Annotated in this window: 16 protein-coding genes and 2 pseudogenes; 16 read left to right on the top strand and 2 right to left on the bottom strand. The window is 40.0% G+C overall.

The window, feature by feature from the left end; translation table 11 throughout:
• Positions 1–28 precede the first annotated feature (28 nt).
• The 13 genes and pseudogenes from nagA to ACSU6B_RS00800 all read left to right on the top strand — a co-directional run.
• Positions 29–1,177 carry an N-acetylglucosamine-6-phosphate deacetylase gene (gene nagA, locus ACSU6B_RS00860; protein WP_168242559.1) on the top strand — a complete coding sequence of 383 codons (1,149 nt, stop codon included), beginning with the start codon at positions 29–31 and terminating at the stop codon, positions 1,175–1,177.
• 24 nt (positions 1,178–1,201) lie between these two features.
• The gene (lacC, locus tag ACSU6B_RS00855; RefSeq protein WP_168242560.1) at positions 1,202–2,137 is read left to right on the top strand and encodes a tagatose-6-phosphate kinase; all 936 of its coding nucleotides are present in this window, start codon (positions 1,202–1,204) and stop codon (positions 2,135–2,137) included.
• 14 nt (positions 2,138–2,151) lie between these two features.
• Positions 2,152–3,153, top strand: a complete 1,002-nt coding sequence (gene lacD / locus ACSU6B_RS00850) for a tagatose-bisphosphate aldolase (protein WP_410881997.1) — start codon at positions 2,152–2,154, stop codon at positions 3,151–3,153.
• A 266-nt stretch (positions 3,154–3,419) separates the two neighbouring features.
• A complete protein-coding gene (locus tag ACSU6B_RS00845; protein WP_168242562.1) occupies positions 3,420–4,073 on the top strand; it encodes a bifunctional 4-hydroxy-2-oxoglutarate aldolase/2-dehydro-3-deoxy-phosphogluconate aldolase in 654 nt (217 codons plus the stop codon).
• The gene (locus ACSU6B_RS00840; RefSeq protein WP_168242563.1) at positions 4,070–5,083 is read left to right on the top strand and encodes a sugar kinase; all 1,014 of its coding nucleotides are present in this window, start codon (positions 4,070–4,072) and stop codon (positions 5,081–5,083) included. Before ACSU6B_RS00845 ends, ACSU6B_RS00840 begins: the two co-directional genes overlap by 4 nt.
• Positions 5,084–5,119: 36 nt before the next feature.
• Positions 5,120–5,950, top strand: a complete 831-nt coding sequence (kduI, locus tag ACSU6B_RS00835) for a 5-dehydro-4-deoxy-D-glucuronate isomerase (RefSeq protein WP_168242564.1) — start codon at positions 5,120–5,122, stop codon at positions 5,948–5,950.
• 28 nt (positions 5,951–5,978) lie between these two features.
• Positions 5,979–6,758 (top strand): 2-dehydro-3-deoxy-D-gluconate 5-dehydrogenase KduD, encoded by a 780-nt coding sequence (kduD, locus tag ACSU6B_RS00830; protein ID WP_410881995.1) that lies wholly within the window; start codon positions 5,979–5,981, stop codon positions 6,756–6,758.
• 579 nt (positions 6,759–7,337) lie between these two features.
• Positions 7,338–11,585, top strand: coding sequence for a polysaccharide lyase family 8 super-sandwich domain-containing protein (locus tag ACSU6B_RS00825; RefSeq protein ID WP_410881993.1), 4,248 nt, complete (start codon positions 7,338–7,340; stop codon positions 11,583–11,585).
• 348 nt (positions 11,586–11,933) lie between these two features.
• A complete protein-coding gene (locus ACSU6B_RS00820) occupies positions 11,934–12,803 on the top strand; it encodes an aldose epimerase (protein WP_410881991.1) in 870 nt (289 codons plus the stop codon).
• Positions 12,804–12,884: 81 nt separating this feature from the next.
• Positions 12,885–13,055: a hypothetical protein gene (locus ACSU6B_RS00815; RefSeq protein WP_410881989.1), complete on the top strand. Its 171-nt coding sequence runs from the start codon at positions 12,885–12,887 to the stop codon at positions 13,053–13,055.
• 477 nt (positions 13,056–13,532) lie between these two features.
• On the top strand, positions 13,533–14,939 hold the full coding sequence (locus ACSU6B_RS00810) for an MFS transporter (RefSeq protein ID WP_410881987.1): 1,407 nt from the start codon (positions 13,533–13,535) through the stop codon (positions 14,937–14,939).
• Positions 14,940–15,017: 78 nt separating this feature from the next.
• Positions 15,018–16,736 (top strand): hypothetical protein, encoded by a 1,719-nt coding sequence (locus ACSU6B_RS00805; RefSeq protein WP_410881985.1) that lies wholly within the window; start codon positions 15,018–15,020, stop codon positions 16,734–16,736.
• A 137-nt stretch (positions 16,737–16,873) separates the two neighbouring features.
• A pseudogene (locus tag ACSU6B_RS00800) lies at positions 16,874–17,059 on the top strand (L-glyceraldehyde 3-phosphate reductase); the annotation flags it as partial.
• A gap of 98 nt (positions 17,060–17,157) precedes the next feature.
• On the opposite strand, the gene ACSU6B_RS00795 reads toward ACSU6B_RS00800, so the two are convergent.
• Entirely contained in the window at positions 17,158–17,328 is a 171-nt protein-coding gene (locus ACSU6B_RS00795) for a hypothetical protein (RefSeq protein WP_410881983.1), read from the bottom strand.
• A 180-nt stretch (positions 17,329–17,508) separates the two neighbouring features.
• On the opposite strand from ACSU6B_RS00795, the pseudogene ACSU6B_RS00790 reads away from it, so the two are divergent.
• The 3 genes and pseudogenes from ACSU6B_RS00790 to ACSU6B_RS00780 form a co-directional block, all read left to right on the top strand.
• Positions 17,509–18,348 (top strand): annotated as a pseudogene (locus tag ACSU6B_RS00790) (ABC transporter permease); the annotation flags it as partial.
• Positions 18,349–18,534: 186 nt separating this feature from the next.
• Positions 18,535–19,698 carry a tryptophan synthase subunit beta gene (gene trpB / locus ACSU6B_RS00785; protein WP_410881981.1) on the top strand — a complete coding sequence of 388 codons (1,164 nt, stop codon included), beginning with the start codon at positions 18,535–18,537 and terminating at the stop codon, positions 19,696–19,698.
• Between the two features lie 168 nt (positions 19,699–19,866).
• The gene (locus tag ACSU6B_RS00780; RefSeq protein WP_410881979.1) at positions 19,867–20,487 is read left to right on the top strand and encodes a YitT family protein; all 621 of its coding nucleotides are present in this window, start codon (positions 19,867–19,869) and stop codon (positions 20,485–20,487) included.
• Between the two features lie 174 nt (positions 20,488–20,661).
• Here ACSU6B_RS00780 and ACSU6B_RS00775 read toward each other — a convergent pair whose 3' ends face one another.
• A complete protein-coding gene (locus tag ACSU6B_RS00775) occupies positions 20,662–21,465 on the bottom strand; it encodes an alpha/beta fold hydrolase (RefSeq protein ID WP_410881977.1) in 804 nt (267 codons plus the stop codon).
• Between the last annotated feature and the right edge of the window lie 79 nt (positions 21,466–21,544).

Genomic DNA, 21,544 nt, shown 5'->3' with positions numbered 1-21,544 from the left:
ATTTGCTTCTCAATGGAGGTGTGAATAAATGGAAAAGTTTGTTTTTGCAGAAAAATTTTTTCTTGAGGAAAAGGTTGCAGGTCCCGGTTTTCTGGAAATCAAAGAGGGGAAATTCGGTGCTTTTTTTGAAGTATTGCCTAATGAAGCAGCGGAAGTCATTGATTATGGCGGGCTATGGATCGCTCCCGGTTTAGTTGACACGCACATTCACGGCTACAAGAACCATGATGTGATGGACAATGACTTTGAGGGATTGAATGTCATTTCTGAGGGGCTGCTCTCCTGTGGAGTAACATCCTTTCTGCCAACTACTTTAACTTCCTCAACCGAATCATTGAATGACGTTGTTGAAATGATTGGTGCAAATTCTACAAAAGTGCAAGGCGCAAAAATAAGAGGCATCTTTTTAGAAGGGCCTTTTTTTACAGAAAAACATAAAGGGGCGCAAAACAAGAACCATTTCCGTGACCCGTCAGTTGAAATGTTGAAAATATGGCAGAAACGATCAAACGATACGATAAAAAAAATAGCCATTGCGCCTGAAAGAAAAGGTGCAGCGGAATTTATTGAATATGCCGTAAAAGAAGAGATTGCGGTGGCATTAGCCCACAGTGACGCTACTTATGAAGAAGCAAAACAAGCGGTTGAAAAAGGAGCATCCATTTTCGTTCATACTTACAATGGAATGAGCCCGCTGCACCATCGGGAGCTGGGGATGGTTGGTGCAGCCATGAATTTAAAAGATGTTTTTGCCGAAATCATTTGTGACGGACACCATGTTCATCCCGTTGCTGCAAACATTTTAATGAATGTCCGCGGCAGAGATACTATCGTTATGGTGACCGATTGTATGATGGCTGGAGGTATGCCGGACGGATCCTATCAGCTGGGAGAATTCCCTGTGGAAGTGAAAGATGGGACGGCCCGCTTGGAAAGTGGAAGTTTAGCAGGCAGTATTTTGCAATTAAAAGATGCTGTCAAAAATGTCGTCGAGTGGGGGATTGCCACACCTGAGGAAGCTATTTATATGGCGAGTACAGCACCCGCTAAAAGTATTCAGTTGGATAGCGTCTGCGGGAAGATTGCTCAAGGGTTTGCCGCTGACTTTATTGTGCTGACTCCAGTGCTGGAATTAACTGCGACTTACCTTGATGGTGTTTGTCGTTATCAAGCTTAACAATTTTCTGAAAGAGGGATTGCGATGATTTTAGCTGTCACCATGAATCCATCCGTCGATATTTCCTATCCGATTCATGAATTCAAGTTAGATGCTGTTAACCGGGTGGAAACGGTTCGAAAAACTGCCGGTGGAAAAGGCTTGAATGTTGCACGAGTGGCCGCGCAAATGGAAGAAGCAGTCTTGGCGACAGGTGTGCTTGGTGGAACCATTGGCGAATACATTGTTCAGGAATTAACTAAAAGCAACATTCCAAATGACTTTTTAAGAATCAATAAAGAATCAAGAAACTGTATTGCTATTCTCCATGAAGGCATGCAAACGGAAATTTTAGAATCTGGGCCAACCTTAACGAAAGAAGAAGGGGCGGATTTTTTAGGGAAATTTGAAGAGCTGCTGTCTAAAGTTTCATTTGTGACGGTTTCTGGCAGTTTACCGAAGGGGCTTCCAACTAGTTTTTACCAACAAATGTTAGAGATTAGTCAGAAAAAGGGGATTCCCATGATAGTGGATTCGTCAGGAGAACCCTTAAGGCTAGCCATGCTGCATAAGGTGAAACCATTTGCCATTAAGCCGAATACTGCTGAGTTGTCTCAGCTGCTTGGGTTTGAAGTGGATGGTAAGATAAGCAGTTTGAAACAAGCTTTAGACAATGAGTTATTTAAAGGGATTGAATGGGTTGTTGTCTCGATGGGCAGTGAAGGTGCTTTTGTAAGGCATGGTGAGGATGATTATCGAATTACAATCCCAAAAATAGACGTCGTGAATCCAGTTGGGTCCGGAGATGCGACAGTTGCTGGATTATCCGTTGCACTGAATCGAAATCAGACCACAGAGGTTGTACTGAAAACGGCTATGACCACTGGAATGTTAAATACGATGGAAGCCGGAACCGGTTATATTAACATGGCCAAGTTTAACCAGTATTTTGATTTGGTAAAAGTAGAAAAAATAGATTGATAGGGGGAATAACAATGTTAGAACTAACCAATAACAAATTGGCAGCTTTAAAGCGCTTGTCCGATGAAAATGGTGTAATCGGAGCTTTAGCGATTGATCAACGCGGCTCATTGAAAAAAATGATTGCGGCGGGAAGTACGAAAAATGTCGGGGATGAAGGCATCATCCGCTTTAAGGAATTGGTTTCTGAAGAATTGACACCTTATTCTACTGCCATACTTTTAGATCCAGAATATGGACTCCCGGCTGCAAAAGTCCGCAGCAAATTCGCAGGTTTATTGGTAGCCTATGAAAAGACCGGCTATGATGCAACAACCGTGGGTCGTTTGCCGGATTTATTGCCAGAGTGGTCAGTTAAACGATTGAAAGAAGCCTGTGCAGATGCCGTTAAATTCTTACTCTACTATGATGTGGATGAAGACGAAAAAATTAATGATTATAAACACGTCTATATGGAACGTGTTGGGTCCGAGTGTGCAGCCGAAGACATTCCGTTTTTCTTGGAAATTGTGTCTTATGATGCCAAAAATGATGATGTAAAGAGTAAACAGTATGCAAAAGTGAAGCCACATAAAGTGATTGAGGCAATGAGGGAATTTTCCAAACCTCAGTACAATGTCGATGTTTTAAAAGTAGAAGTTCCCGTGGATATGAACTTTGTCGAAGGTTACACGGATGGTGAAACAGTCTACAGTAAGGAAGAAGCTGCAGCGTATTTCAAAGAACAAAGTGAAGCAACAGAGCTGCCATTTATCTTTTTAAGTGCTGGAGTAAGCGCTGAAATTTTCCAAGAAACATTGAAATTTGCCAAAGAATCCGGTTCAACCTTTAACGGAGTATTATGTGGCCGTGCAACCTGGAAAAACGGCGTTGAACCTTTTGCTTCCAATGGTGAACAAGCAGGGCGGGCTTGGTTGCAAGAAAACGGCAAAAAGAATATTGAAGAACTAAATGCCGTTTTGAAAGAGTCAGCCAGCTCATGGTTCGACAAGGTTAAAAATACAGTGCTGTGTTAATCAGGATTTAACAATTTACAAAAGAGAGGAGTCACTTATACTAAAACTCCTCTTTTTTGTACGCTGTCATACATAAGAAAACATGTTACATTTTGATTTTATAAGGTAAAAAATTTTCACAAAAAGCCTTAAATTATACCTATTGAATCCGCTCTATGAAATTTATTATATGTTTAAAGGGAAAGTTGAATTTAATTTTGGAGAAGAAAAAAAAGAAGTGGAATGGTAGCTTCGATTTATTTCAAACCGATCATTGGAGGGGCCGCATGAATAAATTAAATACTTTAATCAAAATAGCTAATTGTGGAGTTGTTGCAGTCGTTCGAGCGGATTCTGCAGAAGAAGCCATTCGGATCTCTGAAGCCTGTATAGATGGCGGTATTTTGAGTATTGAAATTACCTTTACAATTCAAAGCGCTGATGAAGTGATTAAGCAGCTAACATCCATCTACGCTGACAGAGAAGATGTCGTGATTGGTGCAGGTACTGTACTTGATGCAGTTACAGCACGTATTGCCATATTAGCTGGAGCGCAATATATTGTAAGTCCAGCTTTCGATCAAGAAACTGCTAAACTATGTAACTTGTATCAAATTCCATATATGCCAGGCTGCATGACCATTACTGAAATGAAGCATGCGTTGGAATCGGGAGTTGATATTGTGAAGTTATTCCCGGGAAGCACATACGGACCTGATTTTGTAAAGGCAGTAAAAGCACCTCTTCCTCAAGTGAACCTCATGCCCACAGGCGGGGTAGATTTAGATAATATAGAAAAATGGATTCAAAATGGCTGTGTCGCAGTTGGAGTAGGCGGGAATTTACTAGCTCCAGCGAAAACAGGAGCCTATGGAGAAATCACTTCACTTGCTCGTCAATATGTAGAAAAAGTACAGAAAGCAAGGGTGAACAAATCGTGAAAAAAGTTGTCACGCTTGGAGAAATTATGCTTCGTCTCTCCACCCAAGTCGGGGAACGTCTCTCACAAACCAATCACCTGATAATGCATTATGGCGGTGGGGAAGCAAATGTAGGAGTTTCCCTTTCGCATTTTGGGTTCGATGTGTATTTTGTAAGCAAAGTACCAAATAGCCCATTAGGACTTGGAGTGAAACGTCATCTTCACTCACATGGTGTTCATACTGATTATCTGGTAACAGGCGGAGAGCGATTGGGTACGTATTATTTAGAAACGGGCATTGGGGAACGAAATGCAAAAGTGACTTATGATCGAAAGTATTCTAGTTTTTCGAATTTGTTGGTAGAAGAATTAGATTTTGATGAAATCTTTAAGGACGCAGTCCTGTTCCATCTATCCGGGATTACCCCAGCCTTGTCCGCTGGTTTGCAAGAAGTAGCACTCATCGCTTTACAGAAAGCAAACGAATATGGAGTCATGACAAGCTTTGATTGTAACTATCGTGCATCGCTTTGGAACCATCAAGAAGCAGCTGCAGTGTTACAAACCCTGCTGCCGTATGTAGACATTTGCTTCTGCGGCGAATTGGATGCTATTTACTTATTAGGGATTGAACAAGCAGCCGATACGTTAACAAGGGAAGCGAAACTGGTTTTCTATTATGAAAAAATAAAAGAGCTTTATCCAAACATTCAATATTTGAGTTCTACATTCCGGGATGTTCATTCAGCGTCATCTAATGTCTTGCAAGGAACATTATTCGTGGACGGCAATCTCTATGTTTCGAAAAAACATACAATCCATCCAATTGTAGACCGCGTTGGGGGAGGCGATGCCTTTGCGGCAGGGATCCTCTATGGCCTGTTGGAAACACTCTCCCCGCAAACCTCAGTTTCATTTGCGACTGCGGCCTCTGCATTAAAGCATACGGTACATGGTGATTGCAATACTTTCACAATTGAAGAAATATTGCAATTTGCTGAAAATGGTTCTGGAAAGATTTCACGCTAACTAGAAAAATGATGAAAAAGAAAAGGGGAATGATTCATGGAAACTCGTTACGCCCATCATCCTGAGGATATCAAAACGTACACAACTGAAGAACTCCGAAGTCAATTTTTAGTCGAAAGTATCTTTACTGAAGGTAAAGTGAATTTAACCTACACACATGTAGATCGGATGATTTTCGGTGGTGTAATGCCGACAAGGGAAGCATTACCGATTTCATTAAGCAAAGAATTAGGAGTCAGTTACTTTTTGGAACGACGGGAAATGGGTGTTATTAATATCGGCGGTGAAGGGGTAATTGTACTTGACGGTGTTGAGTACGATATGAAACGTGGAGATGGCTTATATGTAGGAAAAGGAACGAAAGAAATCTTGTTCTATTCAAAAGAACAAGTCAATCCGGCAAAATTTTATCTTAACTCAGTACCGGCACATCAAACATTCCCAACCGTAAAAATCGATATTAATAACATTGAACCGCTTCGTTTAGGAAATCCAGATACATTGAATAAACGTGCAATTTATCAATACATTCATCCGAATGTATGTCAGAGCTGTCAGCTACAATTAGGCTTGACAATGCTGGAACAAGGAAGCGCATGGAATACGATGCCGTGCCACACACATGAACGCCGCATGGAAGTATATCTATACTTTGATATGGAACCGGAAACCCGCGTTTTCCATTTTATGGGGCAGCCAAATGAAACAAGGCATTTAGTTATCAGTAATGAACAGGCAGCCATTTCACCAAGCTGGTCGATTCACTCAGGTGTTGGCACAAGCAATTACACATTTATTTGGGGCATGTGCGGCGAGAATATCACGTACGATGATATGGATGCTGTGAAAATGGAAGATTTACGATAAAAAATAATAGAAGATAGGAGTGTCATGTATGACAAATTTAAATGAATTTTCAATGGATTTCTTTAGTTTAGTAGGAAAAGTTGCGATTGTAACAGGTGGGAATTCAGGGTTAGGACAAGGATATGCTCTTGCACTTGCGAAGGCCGGGGCAGATTTATTCATTGTTACTTATGATAGAAATTGGGATGAAACAAAGGCTCTCATTGAAAACGAAGGGCGTAAAGTTTCATTTTTACAAGGGGATATAACAAAGAAAGAAACGATCAGCGAAATCGTTAAGTCTTGTTTAGACGAGTACGGGAAAATTGATATATTAGTCAATAATGCAGGGACTATTCGTCGTGCGCCGCTTCTTGAATACAAGGAAGAAGATTGGAATGCCGTAATAGATCTAAATTTAAATGCTCAGTATTTTTTAAGTCAAGCGGTGGCGAACGTCATGTCTGAGCAAAAAAGTGGGAAAATTATAAATATTGCCTCCATGTTAGCGTTCCAAGGCGGAAAGTTTGTTCCTTCATACACAGCAAGTAAACATGGTGTGGCAGGTATCACAAAAGCATTTGCAAATGAATTGGGCGACCACAATATCCAAATTAACGCAATTGCACCAGGATATATCGCAACAGCGAATACAGCACCGATTCGGGCAGATGAAAGCCGCAATCAAGAAATCCTTTCACGTATTCCAGCGGGACGTTGGGGAACACCATTTGATTTAATGGGAACAGTTGTATTCCTGTCAAGTCGGGCATCTGACTATATGAATGGTCACATTTTAGCAGTGGATGGCGGCTGGTTGGTTAGATAGAATGTACTAAGCAAAAGGTATAACGATTACTCCGTAAAGCTTTAGACGATCGACTAATTTTATCAGATTTGAACTGTACCATATTATTAGGACAGTTTAAATATAAGGGCTACGCAGCTAACAGAAGACCCTGGTATTGTACCGGGGTCTTCCGTTTTGAAGACTATAAGAATGTCTTTGTGACCCTAACAGATTATTTTATTAATATTTAAAATATTAAGGATAATATGACAAAATACTGCACATTTCTGTTGAAATTCTACACCCAGTGGAATGAAATAACCTCCTACAATAGATATGTAAATCTACCCCAATAAAGGCTTAATGCAGTTATATAGTTCGGGCAATGGATTATTAATTCAATAAGTAGAGGTGATCATATTAAATTTTTAAATTAATAACTTCCGTGTCAATCAAGCAGAAAGAACCTTCAAGGTGATCATATACTTGGATACTCCAGTAGCTAAAAGGCGATTAAGGTTCAAATTATGTGATCATTTAGGGGTAAAAGAATTTGTTAACTATCTTAAATGAAACTATGAATTGTTTAAAAATGTGAGCGTATTTAGGAGGAGTTATATGAGTGCTTTCTTGAAAATGAAACCGTTTACTTTTATTGTTATTGCTGCCTTATTGATTTCGTTAGCTCCATACTCCATAAAGCCCGTTAAGGCTGCAGATGAATTTGACAGCCTGAGGAGTAAGTGGAAAAATATGCTGGTTGGGGGAACTTACGACCAAACAGACCCGGATATTTCCGCACAAATTACCTCTATCACCACGACGGCAAATTCGTATTGGTCTACTTTGAACAAAGCGGCGGATCGTACGTATTTGTGGAGTGACCTGTCAAATTGGTCAACCAAATCAGCAGACATTACTAGTAGCTTTTCCCGTCTAAAGAGTATGGCGATCGCTTATAATACAAAGGGTTCCTCGCTTTATGGCAACACGTCTTTAGCACAAGACATTGTCAATGCTCTCGATTGGATGTATACGAATGTATACAATGAAGCTATTATTAACGAGTATGACAACTGGTGGGATTGGGAAATTGGTACGCCACAAGCGTTAAACGATACGGCTGTTTTAATGTATGATCAATTGACAACCACTGAAATTACCAATTATATCAATGCAGTTGATCGTTTTTGTTCTGACCCCACCATAAGAACCGTTAACAAAGTCAGCGAAACGGGTGCAAACCGGGCGGATAAAGCTCAAGTCGTGATTATCCGCGGTATCCTTGGCAAATCGGGGACGAAGATTGCCCAGGGAAGAGATGCACTCAGTCAAATATTTCTTTATGTCACAAGCGGGGATGGATTTTACACGGATGGGTCGTTAATCCAGCACTCGAATGTGGCGTATACACTCAGCTATGGGGCTGTTTTACTCAGTGATATGGCAAGACTTTTATATATTTTGAAGGATTCCTCTTGGGATGTTACAGACCAAAATGTGCAGAACGTCTATAACTGGGTGGTCGATTCCTATCAGCCGCTTATATATAAAGGCGCAGCAATGGTAATGGCTTCTGGGCGGAAAATATCCAGAATCGGCGAACAGGAGCATGTTACCGGCCAGGGAATAATTGCTTCTATAGCACGTCTGTCACAATTAGCTCCATCAGCTCAAGCTTCTTCTTTTAAAAGCATGGTGAAAGCATGGGTGCAGCAGGACACGACATTTGCCAATTATTATTCGAACTTGGCTATCTATGATGTTGTCCAAATCAAATCAATTATGAACGACAATACAATTACGCCAGGCCCTGAATTGATCAAAAACCATGTGTTTGCAGATATGGACAGGGTTGTTCATTTGCGTCCCGGCTTTGGTTTTGGCCTTAGCATGTTTTCGAATCGCATTTCGGCTTTTGAATATGGAAACGGCGAGAATCTTAAAGGCTGGTGGACCGGTCTTGGGATGACATATTTGTATAACAATGATTTGACCCAGTATGACAACAATTATTGGCCGACCGTCAATAGTTATCGTTTGCCGGGAACGACAACGGATGGAACAGGAAGCGGGACGCCAACTGCTTGGAAGTTTTATTCAAACCCTTATAACTGGGTCGGAGGATCATCTGTAGACGACCTTTACGGTTCAGCCGGAATGAATTTTTCCCTTTCGCAGGATACGGGAAGCCCGCTGCAAGGGAAGAAATCGTGGTTTATGTTCGGTGATAAAATGGTCGCATTGGGAGCAGGCATTACGGACACCAATAATGCAAATGTAGAAACAATCGTTGAAAATCGTAAGCTAAACAGCAATGGGGACAACGCCTTGACGGTGAATGGAACGGCTAAACCGAACAATCTGGGTTGGTCGGATACTATGAGCGGAGTGCGGTGGGCGCATCTGGCAGGCAATGCGGCCGGGTCCGACATTGGATACTATTTCCCTGGGGGTACTACACTTTACGGCTTGCGTGAGTCCAGAACGGGCGCATGGAGCGATCTCAACACGGGACAAAGCACAACTCCATATACGAATAACTTTTTGAGTCTAGCCTTTGAACACGGCGCAAATCCAACAAACGCTTCTTACGCATACGCAGTGCTGCCGAATAAAAGTGCCGCTGACATGGCTGCCTATGCAAGCAACCCGGATATCAGCATTCTTGAGAATGACGAGGATGTTCAGGCAGTGAAGGACACGACGTTAAATACGGTGGGAGCGAATTTCTGGAACGATCTATCGAAAACGGTTTCAATTAACGGAACAAGTTTTATCACAAGCAATAAAAAGGCATCCGTTACGACTCTGGAATCGAACGGTCAAATCGATATTGGCGTCTCCGATCCGACGCAGGCCAATTCAGGAACGATCAACATTGAAATCAACAGAAAGGCATCGGGAGTCATTTCGCTCGATCCGGGAATTACCGTAACCCAGTTAAGTCCGACAATAAAGATGTCTATTAATGTGAAAGGGGCACAAGGGAAAAACTTTAATGCAAAATTTAACCTTGGATCAGCAGTCACTCCGGCTGCACCTGTATTAGACACCCCTACAACAGGCATTTCATCGCAAGTTACTTTAAACTGGGCAAGTGTTGGCGGAGAAACGGGCTATAATTTAAAGTACGGCACTGCCCCAGGAAGCTACACGAATACAATCAAGATTACAGATGTCAGTGGTTTGAACAGTTATACAGTCACTGGACTTACGAACAGTACACCTTATTACTTCGCTGTATCCGCTACCAGTAGCGCAGGTGAAAGCACGAATTCGAACGAACAGATTGCAATACCGAATATAGCAGCAAATGCTCAGGTAACTTTAGGTGATGCAGCAGATTCTTATGTGAATGATGGAACCCTTAATGCTAACACGAATTATGGAACTAATAGTGGATTGTTGGTGAAAAATGATGCGGTAGGTTTTTATCGATCATCATTCCTTAAATTTGATCTATCCACAATTACCGGTACAGTTTGGAATGCACAGATTAAGTTAGTTCCTATTACTGAGGGTATGTCCGGTATCATTAACCAGGCTACTCTTGTAAACGATAATACATGGAATGAAAACACGATTACATGGAATAACCAACCTTCTATTGGGACAAACAAACCCCTGGCCCAGTGGACTGTACCAGCAGTTGGGACGCCTGTAAGTATTGATGTAACGGATCAAGTGAAAGCATCTTTAACCGGAGATAAGTTGTTATCGATAGTTGTAACGTCACCTTCTAAACAATCATCAAATGCCAGTGTGACTTATGCATCGAAGGAATATTCAAACAAATCTTATCGACCAGTAATTATCATAAACTCATCGAGTATGGATTCCTTGGCACCTTCGTCTACGGCAGCTAGTACTCCTGCCCAACCGGATGGCCAAAATGGCTGGTATGTCCATCAGGTGACGATGTCCCTCGCGGCGAATGATAATTTGTCCGGTGTGGCAAAGACCGAATATAGTCTCGATAGAGGAGAAAAATGGCAGTCTTATTATACACCGGTGAAGTTAGATCAAGACGGGAAGTATTCGATCGGATATCGCTCGACGGACTATGCCGGGTATCAGGAAACGATGAAAACAGTCAATCTTAATCTGGATATGACACCGCCAGAAACAACGGCAACTGCAACACCGGCCCAGCCTGATGGCTCGAACAGCTGGTATATAAATCCGGTAACGGTGACCCTTAACGCTTCCGATAACACGTCGGGTGTGGAAAAAACGGAATATAGTCTGGACGGCGGTACGACATGGCAAGCGTATACGGGTCCGGTAACGATTAGTCAAGAGGGCAAGAATACCTTGAGTTACCGCTCGACGGACATTGCAGGGAATGTGGGAGCCTTGAAAACTGTCAGCTTCAAACTAGATACAACTGCCTCTGAAATCACTGTATACGATTTGGTGCAAGGTACGTTAAGCGATTCTGGGGATATTACGCCCATCATAAAGCTGAGTGATAATCTATCCGGGGTTGACAGCAGCAAGACTACCGTAACACTGGATACGAATGGGGTACAGCAAGGGACAACGATACCTCTCTATACGTTACCGCTTGGTTCGCATACGTATACTGTTACGGCGAGCGATATAGCTGGGAACGTGAGCAGTCAAACGATAAAATTCCAGACCACGACAAGTAACTCAATCTTACAGGAATTAGTAAATCGTTTTGCTAAGAGTAAGTGGATCGATAATGACGGAATTGTAAGCAGCCTGCAGGAGAATTTGTCAGACAATGATTTGGACAGTTTTGTGGCCGAAGTAAAGGCACAAAGGGAAAAGCATATTTCTAGTGAAGCGGTGAAATACTTGCTGCGAGACGCTCAATATTTATTGTCAATAAAATAGTGGCGGGGATTCTATCGTTGACCGGACAGTTTTATGGGAATGATCAGTATCTTGTAGCGGCGGACTCGGCGGATTTGAAAAAGCTACGGAAAGGTGGAACATAGTGATTCCTCTTAGAGGAAATTAAACCAACCTGTCACATTACGAAGGGGAGCCGGAATCTAATGATATGATTCCGGCTATTTAAGTTAAGAAGCGTCAAGAAAGAGGTTTGATAGGAGATGATGCCGATGGGATTGCCTAAAGAGATGGCTCGCTTGCTCTTAATGAAAATGCAACCCCAGTCCTAAAGGAACAAAAAGAAAGCACTGAGTGTTACGTAGTTAGGCATGAAAGGGGAAAATAAAATTGTATCAAATTAGAAAATATAAAGATGGCAATTTGTGGATTTACAGTTTGCTAGATCAATCGTCAAATTCTTGGATTAAAGTATCTCCTGAGCGTGGAGGAATCATCATGGGATTTGGTGTCCAAGGAGAAGAAATCCTTTATTTGGACAAGGATACTTTTCATAACTCTAAAGCCAATATAAGAGGCGGCATTCCTATACTTTTTCCTATATGCGGACAGCTTACAGATGGAATGTATGCTTTAAATGGAAAGACCTATCCGATGAAAAACCATGGAGTGGCAAGAATAAATTTTTGGGAGGTTATAGAAACCGGGACTGATGGTAAGGCATCCATTACTTTAAGACTAAGAAGTAATGAAGAAATCAAAAGATCCTACCCTTTTGACTTTGAACTCAATTTCAATTATGTATTAAAAGGTAACAAATTAACGATATATCAAGAATACTATAACAAATCCAAATTCAATATGCCTTTGTATGCGGGATTTCATCCTTATTTCAAAGCTTTAGAGAAAAATATAGCTTATGAAACTGATGCAACCATGTATTTGGACTATAATGATATGAAAATATTAAATTATGATGGTAAATTGGATTTAAGTCATATGGTTGAATCCGCAGTATTTTTAGATGGCAAGAAAAACAACATTGCCTTTTCTTTACCTGGTTTGCAACGAAGAATTATTATGGAATATGGAGAAGAGTTCAAATATATTGTTCTATGGTCAATGAAAGGAAAGGATTTTATATGTGTTGAACCGTGGATGGCGAAGCCAGATGAAATGAATAAAAAGCGAGAGTTATATATTTTGGGGCCTGGGCAGGTTCTTAAGACATCTATGAGTATCACTTGCCAAATGACATGAGAATGATTAAAGATGAGGGGTTTGCAAACCTTCTGCTGAAATCTGGTTGCGATCTAGTTAAAGGAGAAGGTAGCCATATGATTGGCTACCTTCTCCTTTAGGTTAAACCCGTCACAAAATATCGATGAAGCAAACCTTTATTTCATTCCCATTCACGCCGATACATTAACAGCTGTCATCAAGGAAGGCAGGATCTCCTATGAATATAATCTAGTTGAACAAAACAATAGTGTTCAATATGAGCTAAAGTAGAAAGGCACTACAGCTATGATGCAGATTATTTACCCTTGTAGAGCTCGTGATCTGTCGATACCAACTGTTATGACAGTTGAAATACATGATTTGTTTGGAAATTTAGAAAACAAAAATGATGATCAAGCCTGGAAGATAATATTGCCTCATGTAAATGAAGAACATTTGCTTATCATTTGTCATCAAATCCTTCACTGCACCGGATGTCGTATGTTGTTGAGGGGACTCAAATATTTGGTGAAATAGTTCTTCTTAAAGTGGTGGAGAAGAGATAATCATCATTAAGTAGTAAGAGGGAGGTATTTCCTTTTAACTATTTAAAGATTATTTGAAAAAGTAAAAAACAATCACAATGAAGAATGAATATTACACAGTTTTTTTGCTGCTTTGGAGATAAAATGAACTTAAGTTGGATAGTAAGCGTTTTACCAATTGAAAAAGTATCAATATGTAAATGAATTATTGGAGGAATGTAAGATGAGTCAAGGTGCTCAAAAAATTTCAGAAACTGCAGCTTTTAGTTACAACGTACGTCCTTTTGGCATGAGGGATAAAATTGGGTACATGTTTGGTGATTTTGGAAATGACTTTTTCTTTCTGCTTGTAGCTCAGTTTTTAATGGTTTATTATACCGATGTTTTAGGAATTAGTGCAGGACTTGTTGGATTAATTTTCTTGATAGCAAGGGTATGGGATGCTTTCGCCGATATCACCTGGGGACGTTTCATTGACACGAGACAACCAACTTCAAAAGGTAAATACAAACCTTGGTTTTTCCGAATGTCTTTTCCAATGGTTGCTATGGGTTTATTAATGTTTGTGCAAATCCCGGGAATGTCTCATCAATTTTATTTGCTTTATGCTTTCATTACTTATCTTATTTGGGGAACATTATTTAGTACAACAAATATGCCTTACGGCTCAATGGCTTCCGTCATTTCGAATGATCCAGTTGATCGTACCTCTTTATCAACTTTCAGAACTGTTGGCGCTAACTTGGCATCTTTAATCGTAGGTACTGTTGGACCAATTGTTTTGTTTGTGAACAATAAAGCAAGTGGCCCTCGTTTTTTCATGATAGCCATTGTTTTTGCAATTCTTTCCATCATTTGCTTTGTTTTATCAAATAAATTAACGACAGAACGTGTTGTAATGCCTGTGGCTCAACAACAAAAATTAAATATTCACAAAACAATGAAAGGTATTTTGAAAAATAAACCATTACTTGTTATTCTTGGTATGGCACTAGTGTTTTTGACATCGTCATTCCTTTTGGGTGCAGTCAATGTTTATTTATTTAAAAATTATTTTGGATTTGCAAAATCATTAAGTATCGTGGGAATTGTTCAAAGTGTAGGTACCATTGCGCTTGCACCTGCAGTAAGACCTCTTGTTTCAAAATTTGGCAAAAAAGAAGTTGCCGCAGCAGCGATGCTAACCGCAGCCGTCGTCTATGCTCTTTTATACTTCTTACCAGTAGTCAATGCATTTGTATTTATTGGCATTTCAATGGTTGGTATGTTAGGTGTCGGAGTCTTTACCCTTCTTATTTGGGCATTCGTAACTGATGCTATTTCTTACCACGAATATTTAACTGGATCGCGGGAGGATGCAACCGTATATTCCATCTATTCCTTTGCCCGTAAAATAGGACAAGCTGCTGCTGGTGGTCTTGGTGGGGCTGTGATTGCAGCGGTAGGATATAATCCAAAACTTCCAGTGCAAACGCAGAGCACACTTAACGGGATCCATGCTTTAGGTACTTTAGGACCTGCAGTTCTTTATTTTGTCGTTTTCATTTTCTTATTGATTTACCCATTAAATAAAAAACGTTCAGAACAACTTACACTTGATTTAGCAAAAAATAGAAAAGCCACTCTTTAAAAATCTATAAAAATATATCATAAGGAATATAGCTAAGTTTTTAGCTGTATTCTTTTTCTCATTTGGAGGAAATAGTTGATGACCCATTCTAACAAAACGATAAATGATCGAAGAAAAGAAGTCGGAGAATTAGCTGCTAATAAAGCCCTGGAAATTCCAATTTTGCCAAGTGGATACTGGTTTCATCACGATTTGCGGGATAACTTTTATTATGCCATTCATTTATTTGCTTATTGTGTGGATAAGGAACTTGCAAACAATTGGAGTGAAGAAAAGCGCGAGCATGCCAAGAAGATTGCTCTTGATATGATCAGAAAAGTTTTATCGCTTCAGATGAAGGATTTTCATGACCCAATGTATGGGCATTGGCCATTAAATTTGGGTAACCATCCGTGTGAGGCAAAACCCAATCCCCTTACAGTTGAATTGCTGGGGTGTCTACTTACCTTATTTTATACCAAATATCAGCATGAGTTACCGTCTGAAGTGTCTAATGAATGCTATTTAGCCATCCAACATATGTATAAAAGCAGCGTCTATTGTCATCCATTAAAGTATAATGTTCACCATGGAGCCAAGCATGCCTCCCTTAAGTTATTGCTTGGGCATTTTTTTAATGATAATGAGTTAATGAAACAGGGACTACACTTCGCTAAGCAGCAATTCAATCATATCCAGCAATTTGGATTCAAAGAATACGGCCCACTTCCTTGGTTTTGGCATTGGATTCAAGCATTTACCTGTGTATGGGAAGTGGTGGAGAACTCAAAAGTGCGTAACGTAATGAATGAGATGCTAGATCATTTATGGAGGCTCAGAGCGGAAAATTACTTGAAGGGTACGTGGGTTGGTCCCCATTCACGCCAGTCGGCTCATGATGTACCAAAGGATCACAATACCTTGCTGGATTATATTCAATTTGGTGATTTTCCTTTTCCAAGTCAAATTGTAAGATTAGAAGGTTCCGTCTTATTTACGTATGAAGTTTCTGATAAGATTGTACAACATGCTATATCCAGAACCGAACCTGTGGAAATTAAGCGGAAAATCCAAGCTGCAAATGTCGATGGTTTTGTGACAGAAGAAATGCATACATATGTATTTATCGATCCTGCTTATGCTGTTGGAGGTATTTGGGAAAGGATAAATGAATATGACAATGAACAGCAGCTGTGGGACATCACACTGCCATTATCTCAAACCAATGCAGAAAACAGTGTAAACCAGGCATTCTTCTTTCATCCAGGTGAAAAATACGTTCCCGGTGACGACCGTCATGCAAGTCCCTTTGGTGAAGTACTGTATCATAAGGGTACTGTTATTCAAATGTGGCATATCCCAAAGGAAGAAAAAGATGTATATTCCGAACTTATCGGCTGTCTTCCAGTTGGAGAATGGTATTTTGAAAAAACATGTGGGTACGGTCGTGTGGAAAGCACGTATTTAACATTTCAACTTATAAATGAATACAACATTGAAAAAAAAGCGGACAGGATTTCTATTAGCAGCCCATTTATTTCAAATTGGAATGGAGTTATCATAGAAGCTGTTTCTTGCAAAGAAGCCGAAATGAAGGGAATCCAAGATTTAGAGTCATTCATTGCAGCTGTGAAAGAAAGAAAGCATTCTCATTCATTCTTTACAAACCAAAGCCTTTCTAATGGCACGATTGAAAAAATATTGGTTTCCTATACAACTTGCCAAAATGATCAATTAACATTTAGTCTAGACAATCAAAGTAGATGCGAGCGGGTAATTAATCATCACGTGCTTTCTTTTAATGACTATCAAATATAATAACATGTACATCTAGAAATGATGGAAGGTAATGGTTTGGGCTTCTTTACTACTACCTTTTTAATAATTCTTTTTTTGTAAAAAGAATTTTCATCTCAACTTTTTGATATAAGAATTTTTAGAAAAAAGGATAATTTATGGTCTATCAAGCAAATGGAAATCGTTATCAAGAGATGCAATACCATCGTTGTGGGAATTCCGGATTGAAGCTTCCTGCCATTTCCTTAGGATTATGGCATAACTTCGGCAGTATAGACTCTTATGAAAATATGAAATCCCTCATCCTTCATTCCTTTGACATGGGGATTACGCACTTTAACCTTCTTCATTTAGATCATCCTGGACTTATCGATGTAAAAGAGGCAGTCATGCGAAAACAACCTGAGGAAGCCCTTCGTCTAGGGCAAATACAGGCGTTCAATTAGCCAAAAAAGCAGCCATGCTGTAAGGCTATTTGAGCAAGACTTTGCCCTCGTTCAACTGCAATCTCATTCAATGCTCTCACTTTTTTTAACACCTTGTCTGTAACCCGTTCGTTTGGTAGAAATGTATTGGGCTTACCCGCTCTAGAATCAGCAGGTATTCCATTCAAATAACGATTTAAAGTCCTTTTATGTTAATTAGGAGCGTTTCATCTTGGTAAAGATAATGAGATTGAAATCGATAAATTAGTCATCGAGGCAGCGAGGAAAATGGTATATGCAGACCTTTACATGGCTAAACCAAATCATCATCAGCCGATGAAAGGTGATAGTGATCATTTTGACTTGAGAGATATCATGACAACGGCTGCCATCCTCTTTCAAGAAACAATGAGTTGAAAGTAGCAAAGGGAAGAAATTTTTCAGCTTCTGATTTTCTGGGCGGGCGCCGTGTGGGGTTAGTCAGTAACAAATTGCAGGAGGAATTATTTAAAGGGAAAAATCCCGTCGGAGATATTGTTACGGTAGCCAATCAACCAATTGAAATCATTGGGGTTTTAGAAAAACCAACCGGCCTTTTTTCCTTTGGTTCAATGGAAGTTTATCTACCTTTCCAAACATGGAAAACTATTTACGGAAGCAGCGATTTTACTCAAGTAACCCTTCAAGCAGCGTCAGCTGAGCAATTGCAGGTTGCAGGTAAAAAGGCTGCTAAGCTTTTAAATAATCTCCATAATACGGAAAAATCGTACCAAGTTATTAATATGGAAGAAATTGCTCAAGGAGTAGGGCAGATTACAAAAATCATGACTTTAATTATCGGGAGTATTGCCGGTATCTCTTTATTTGTTGGCGGGATTGGTGTTATGAATATCATGCTCGTTTCGGTGACAGAAAGAACAAGGGAAATAGGAATTCGTATGGCATTAGGCGCAACTCGAGGCCAGGTATTGACCCAATTTTTAATAGAATCGATGAAACGTACCTTTATTGGCGGCATCCTCGGAATATTACTAGGCTGGGGAACGTCAACTATAGTGAGTTTCTTTGCTGGCTGGCCAGCCTTGGTGTCTTGGCAAGTAGTGTTAGGCGGCGTTTTGTTTTCGATGGTAATTGGTGTTGTGTTTGGACTGCTTCCAGCAAATAAAGCTTCAAAACTCGACCCAATTGACTCATTGAGATATGAATAAACAGGGTCTTTTAAGGAATTTAGTACATAAAGTCTACACTCTGTGTAGGCTTTTTCTGTTGTAACTGAATAGTTAAAATATTTGCAGAAAATGGACTGTATGGTAAAATAATTATAGGAATATTCAGTTAATATAATGAAATTGTGGCTGAGTTAGAATAATAGATTAGAAGGAGTCGAGCAGAGCATGGAGAAAGTGAATGTAGAGAATAAAGGCTATTTTGGAGAGTTTGGCGGAAGTTTTGTACCAGAGGATTTACAACTAGTAATGAACGAATTAGAAGAGCAATTTTTCCGGTATAAAGATGACCCGGAATTTATTGAGGAATTCAAATATTACCTAAAAGAATATGTAGGTAGAGAGAATCCGTTAACATTTGCTGAAAATTTAACCAAGCAAAATCAAGGGGCAAAAATTTATCTGAAACGAGAAGATTTGAATCATACAGGGGCACACAAAATTAATAATGCAATTGGGCAGATTCTATTAGCAAAACGAATGGGTGCAAAGCGAATTATTGCTGAAACGGGAGCAGGCCAGCACGGTGTGGCAACTGCAACCGCATGTGCCATGTTTGGGATGGAATGTATTATTTATATGGGTAAACTAGATACGGAACGCCAGGCGCTCAACGTCTTTCGAATGGAATTATTAGGAGCCAAAGTTGTACCTGTTGATAAAGGGCAGGGCCGCTTAAAGGATGCCGTCGATGAAGCCTTGGGCGACTTGGTGCAAAACTATAAAAATACCTTCTATCTATTAGGTTCGGCCGTGGGTCCTCATCCTTATCCAACAATGGTCAAACACTTCCAAGCAATTATCAGCGAAGAATCGAAACGTCAGATCCTAGAAAAAGAAGGCAGGCTTCCAACAGCTGTAATTGCCTGTGCAGGAGGCGGGAGCAATGCTATTGGTGCCTTTGCCCATTATATTGACGAAAATGATGTGCGCTTAATTGGAGTTGAACCAGCTGAGGCACCGACGATGACTGAAGGGGTCCCAGCTGTGATCCATGGCTTTAGATGTTTAACATTACTAGATGAGAAGGGCGAGCCTAAACCAACGTATTCGATTGCTGCAGGACTTGATTATCCTGGTGTCGGTCCTGAGCACAGCCATTTGAAAACCAGCGGGCGGGCCGAATATGTAACCGTAACCGGGCAAGAAGCACTCGAGGCGTTTCAGGTATTAAGCAAGACTGAAGGCATTATTCCTGCATTAGAAAGTTCTCATGCTGTAGCATACGCCATTAAGTTGGCAAAAGAATTGGCAAACGACGATGTGCTGATTGTTAACTTATCTGGCCGTGGCGATAAAGATGTGGAGCAAGTATTTAAGATGTTAAAATAATTTAACAGCATTAAAATATTGACCTAAAAAAGAGTCGTTAGTAACAAATGTGAATTTGTTGCAGCGGCTCTTTTTTTATTCATTTGAGCTATAAAGAATTTTTCTCTATAAATTGAATATAATTTTAGAACACATGTGACCGCACTTTGGATTCAAAAGGGGACAAGTATGTATAGGAAAAAAATAAAATTCTATACTGATTTTAGCCGGTCAGGTGGATTCCCTTTTTATCAGCGAGTTTTTATTATTTTCTTGGGGGCATCTCTGGTCGCTATTTCCTTACAATTATTTTTGGTAGATAATCATATTATTGACGGGGGGATTATTGGAATATGCATCCTTCTTTCACATATTACAAGTGAAGAAATAGGATTGTTTTTGTTGATATTAAATACTCCTTTTTTCCTAATTGCTTATCGATTTCTGGGTAGAAGATTTCTCATGCTAAGTCTATTTGCTATTCTTGTCCTATCAATTGAAACCTATTTATTAGAACCGTTTCCTGTCATAACTGATAGCCCGATTGTAGTGATTGTCCTTGGAGGTATTAGTTTAGGACTCGGAGTTGGAATAACCATTCGGTTTGGCGGATGTTTTGATGGGACAGAGGTGTTGGCCATTCTGTTTAGTAAACGTTCCCCTTTTTCAATAGGGCAAATTATTCTGTTATTTAATATATTCATCTTTGGAAGTTCGATTTTCATATTTGGTCCTAAAGAGGCATTCTACTCTTTAGCAACCTTTCTCATAGCCTATAAGACTATTGATATTTCTATTCAGGCTCATTAATTTAATAGTAGCCTTTTGTAAATTGTAGAAATAGACTTATAGGCATACTCACTTTTTTTAAACGTGAGATGAAGAGATTTCGAAGGTAAAAGCTTAATTGAGAGTAGGAAAACCTTATCTTACCAAAATGCCCGGTCACCTATGTGACCGGGCATTTTTTAGGTAACTAGAGAGCTATTGTTTCTTTAAAAATTCTAGCACTCTTTCATTCACTAAGTCATTGGCTTCGGTTAAATAGATATGACCTGCACCTTGTATAGTCAAACATTCAGCATTCGGAATTTTCTCTGCTAATGTTACCCCATTTTGGTATGGGACCAGTTTATCTTCGTCCCCATGGATCACCAATGTAGGAACCTTGATTTGGTCAATCTCGCTGTAAGTATCATGGGCTAAGCAGGCCTGGAGCTGAAGTATATAGGCATAGGGAAGAACAGGTATCTCTATTCTTTTTTGGATGTCCTCTGCAACTAATTCCCGCTGATTTTCGATAAATGCTTGACTGTAAAGGATTGGAGCCGTGGCCCATGCCATTTCTTCTGGTGTTGCAATAGAGGAGCCCCTTGAAAGCATTAACATCGAGACATCGGAACTAGGTTGTACATGATTTACTCCGCCTGAGGTTGTACAACCTAGAACAAGCGAACGAACCCGTGTGGGATACATAAGTGCTAATCTTTGTGCAATCATCCCCCCCATGGATATGCCATATACATGGGCTGAGTCAACACCGGCAGCATCCAAGACACACCTTGCATCTTCCGCCATTTTCTCGATAGAGTAGGGAGTATCTGGTTTGTCGCTGAGACCTGTACCGCGATTATCAAAAATAATTACCTTAAAATGCTCGCTTAAAGCAGGTAGAGTTCTAAACCAAGATTTTGAATTTAGTGACAACCCCATAATTAATAGTAAGGGTTCACCCTCCCCATGAATCTCATAATAAAGATTAATTCCATTCCCGTTGGTTATTGGCATTCTAAAAAACTCCTCCTTTACATAGATAACGGTAAATTATATGATAATGTGCAATTGTAAAGAACATAGAAGAGGGGAG

It is taken from the genome of Neobacillus sp. C211 (assembly GCF_051842875.1).
Taxonomy (GTDB): domain Bacteria; phylum Bacillota; class Bacilli; order Bacillales; family Cytobacillaceae; genus Neobacillus.
This window is presented reverse-complemented; position numbering and strand designations above follow the sequence as displayed.

Bases quoted from the DNA above. Each gene is read 5' to 3' on its own strand.
- nagA (WP_168242559.1), top strand. From the start codon at position 29: ATGGAAAAGTTTGTTTTTGCAGAAAAATTTTTTCTTGAGGAAAAGGTT.
- lacC (WP_168242560.1), top strand. From the start codon at position 1,202: ATGATTTTAGCTGTCACCATGAATCCATCCGTCGATATTTCCTATCCG.
- lacD (WP_410881997.1), top strand. From the start codon at position 2,152: ATGTTAGAACTAACCAATAACAAATTGGCAGCTTTAAAGCGCTTGTCC.
- ACSU6B_RS00845 (WP_168242562.1), top strand. From the start codon at position 3,420: ATGAATAAATTAAATACTTTAATCAAAATAGCTAATTGTGGAGTTGTT.
- kduI (WP_168242564.1), top strand. From the start codon at position 5,120: ATGGAAACTCGTTACGCCCATCATCCTGAGGATATCAAAACGTACACA.
- kduD (WP_410881995.1), top strand. From the start codon at position 5,979: ATGACAAATTTAAATGAATTTTCAATGGATTTCTTTAGTTTAGTAGGA.
- ACSU6B_RS00825 (WP_410881993.1), top strand. From the start codon at position 7,338: ATGAGTGCTTTCTTGAAAATGAAACCGTTTACTTTTATTGTTATTGCT.
- ACSU6B_RS00810 (WP_410881987.1), top strand. From the start codon at position 13,533: ATGAGTCAAGGTGCTCAAAAAATTTCAGAAACTGCAGCTTTTAGTTAC.
- ACSU6B_RS00805 (WP_410881985.1), top strand. From the start codon at position 15,018: ATGACCCATTCTAACAAAACGATAAATGATCGAAGAAAAGAAGTCGGA.
- trpB (WP_410881981.1), top strand. From the start codon at position 18,535: ATGGAGAAAGTGAATGTAGAGAATAAAGGCTATTTTGGAGAGTTTGGC.
- ACSU6B_RS00780 (WP_410881979.1), top strand. From the start codon at position 19,867: ATGTATAGGAAAAAAATAAAATTCTATACTGATTTTAGCCGGTCAGGT.
- ACSU6B_RS00775 (WP_410881977.1), bottom strand. From the start codon at position 21,465: ATGCCAATAACCAACGGGAATGGAATTAATCTTTATTATGAGATTCAT.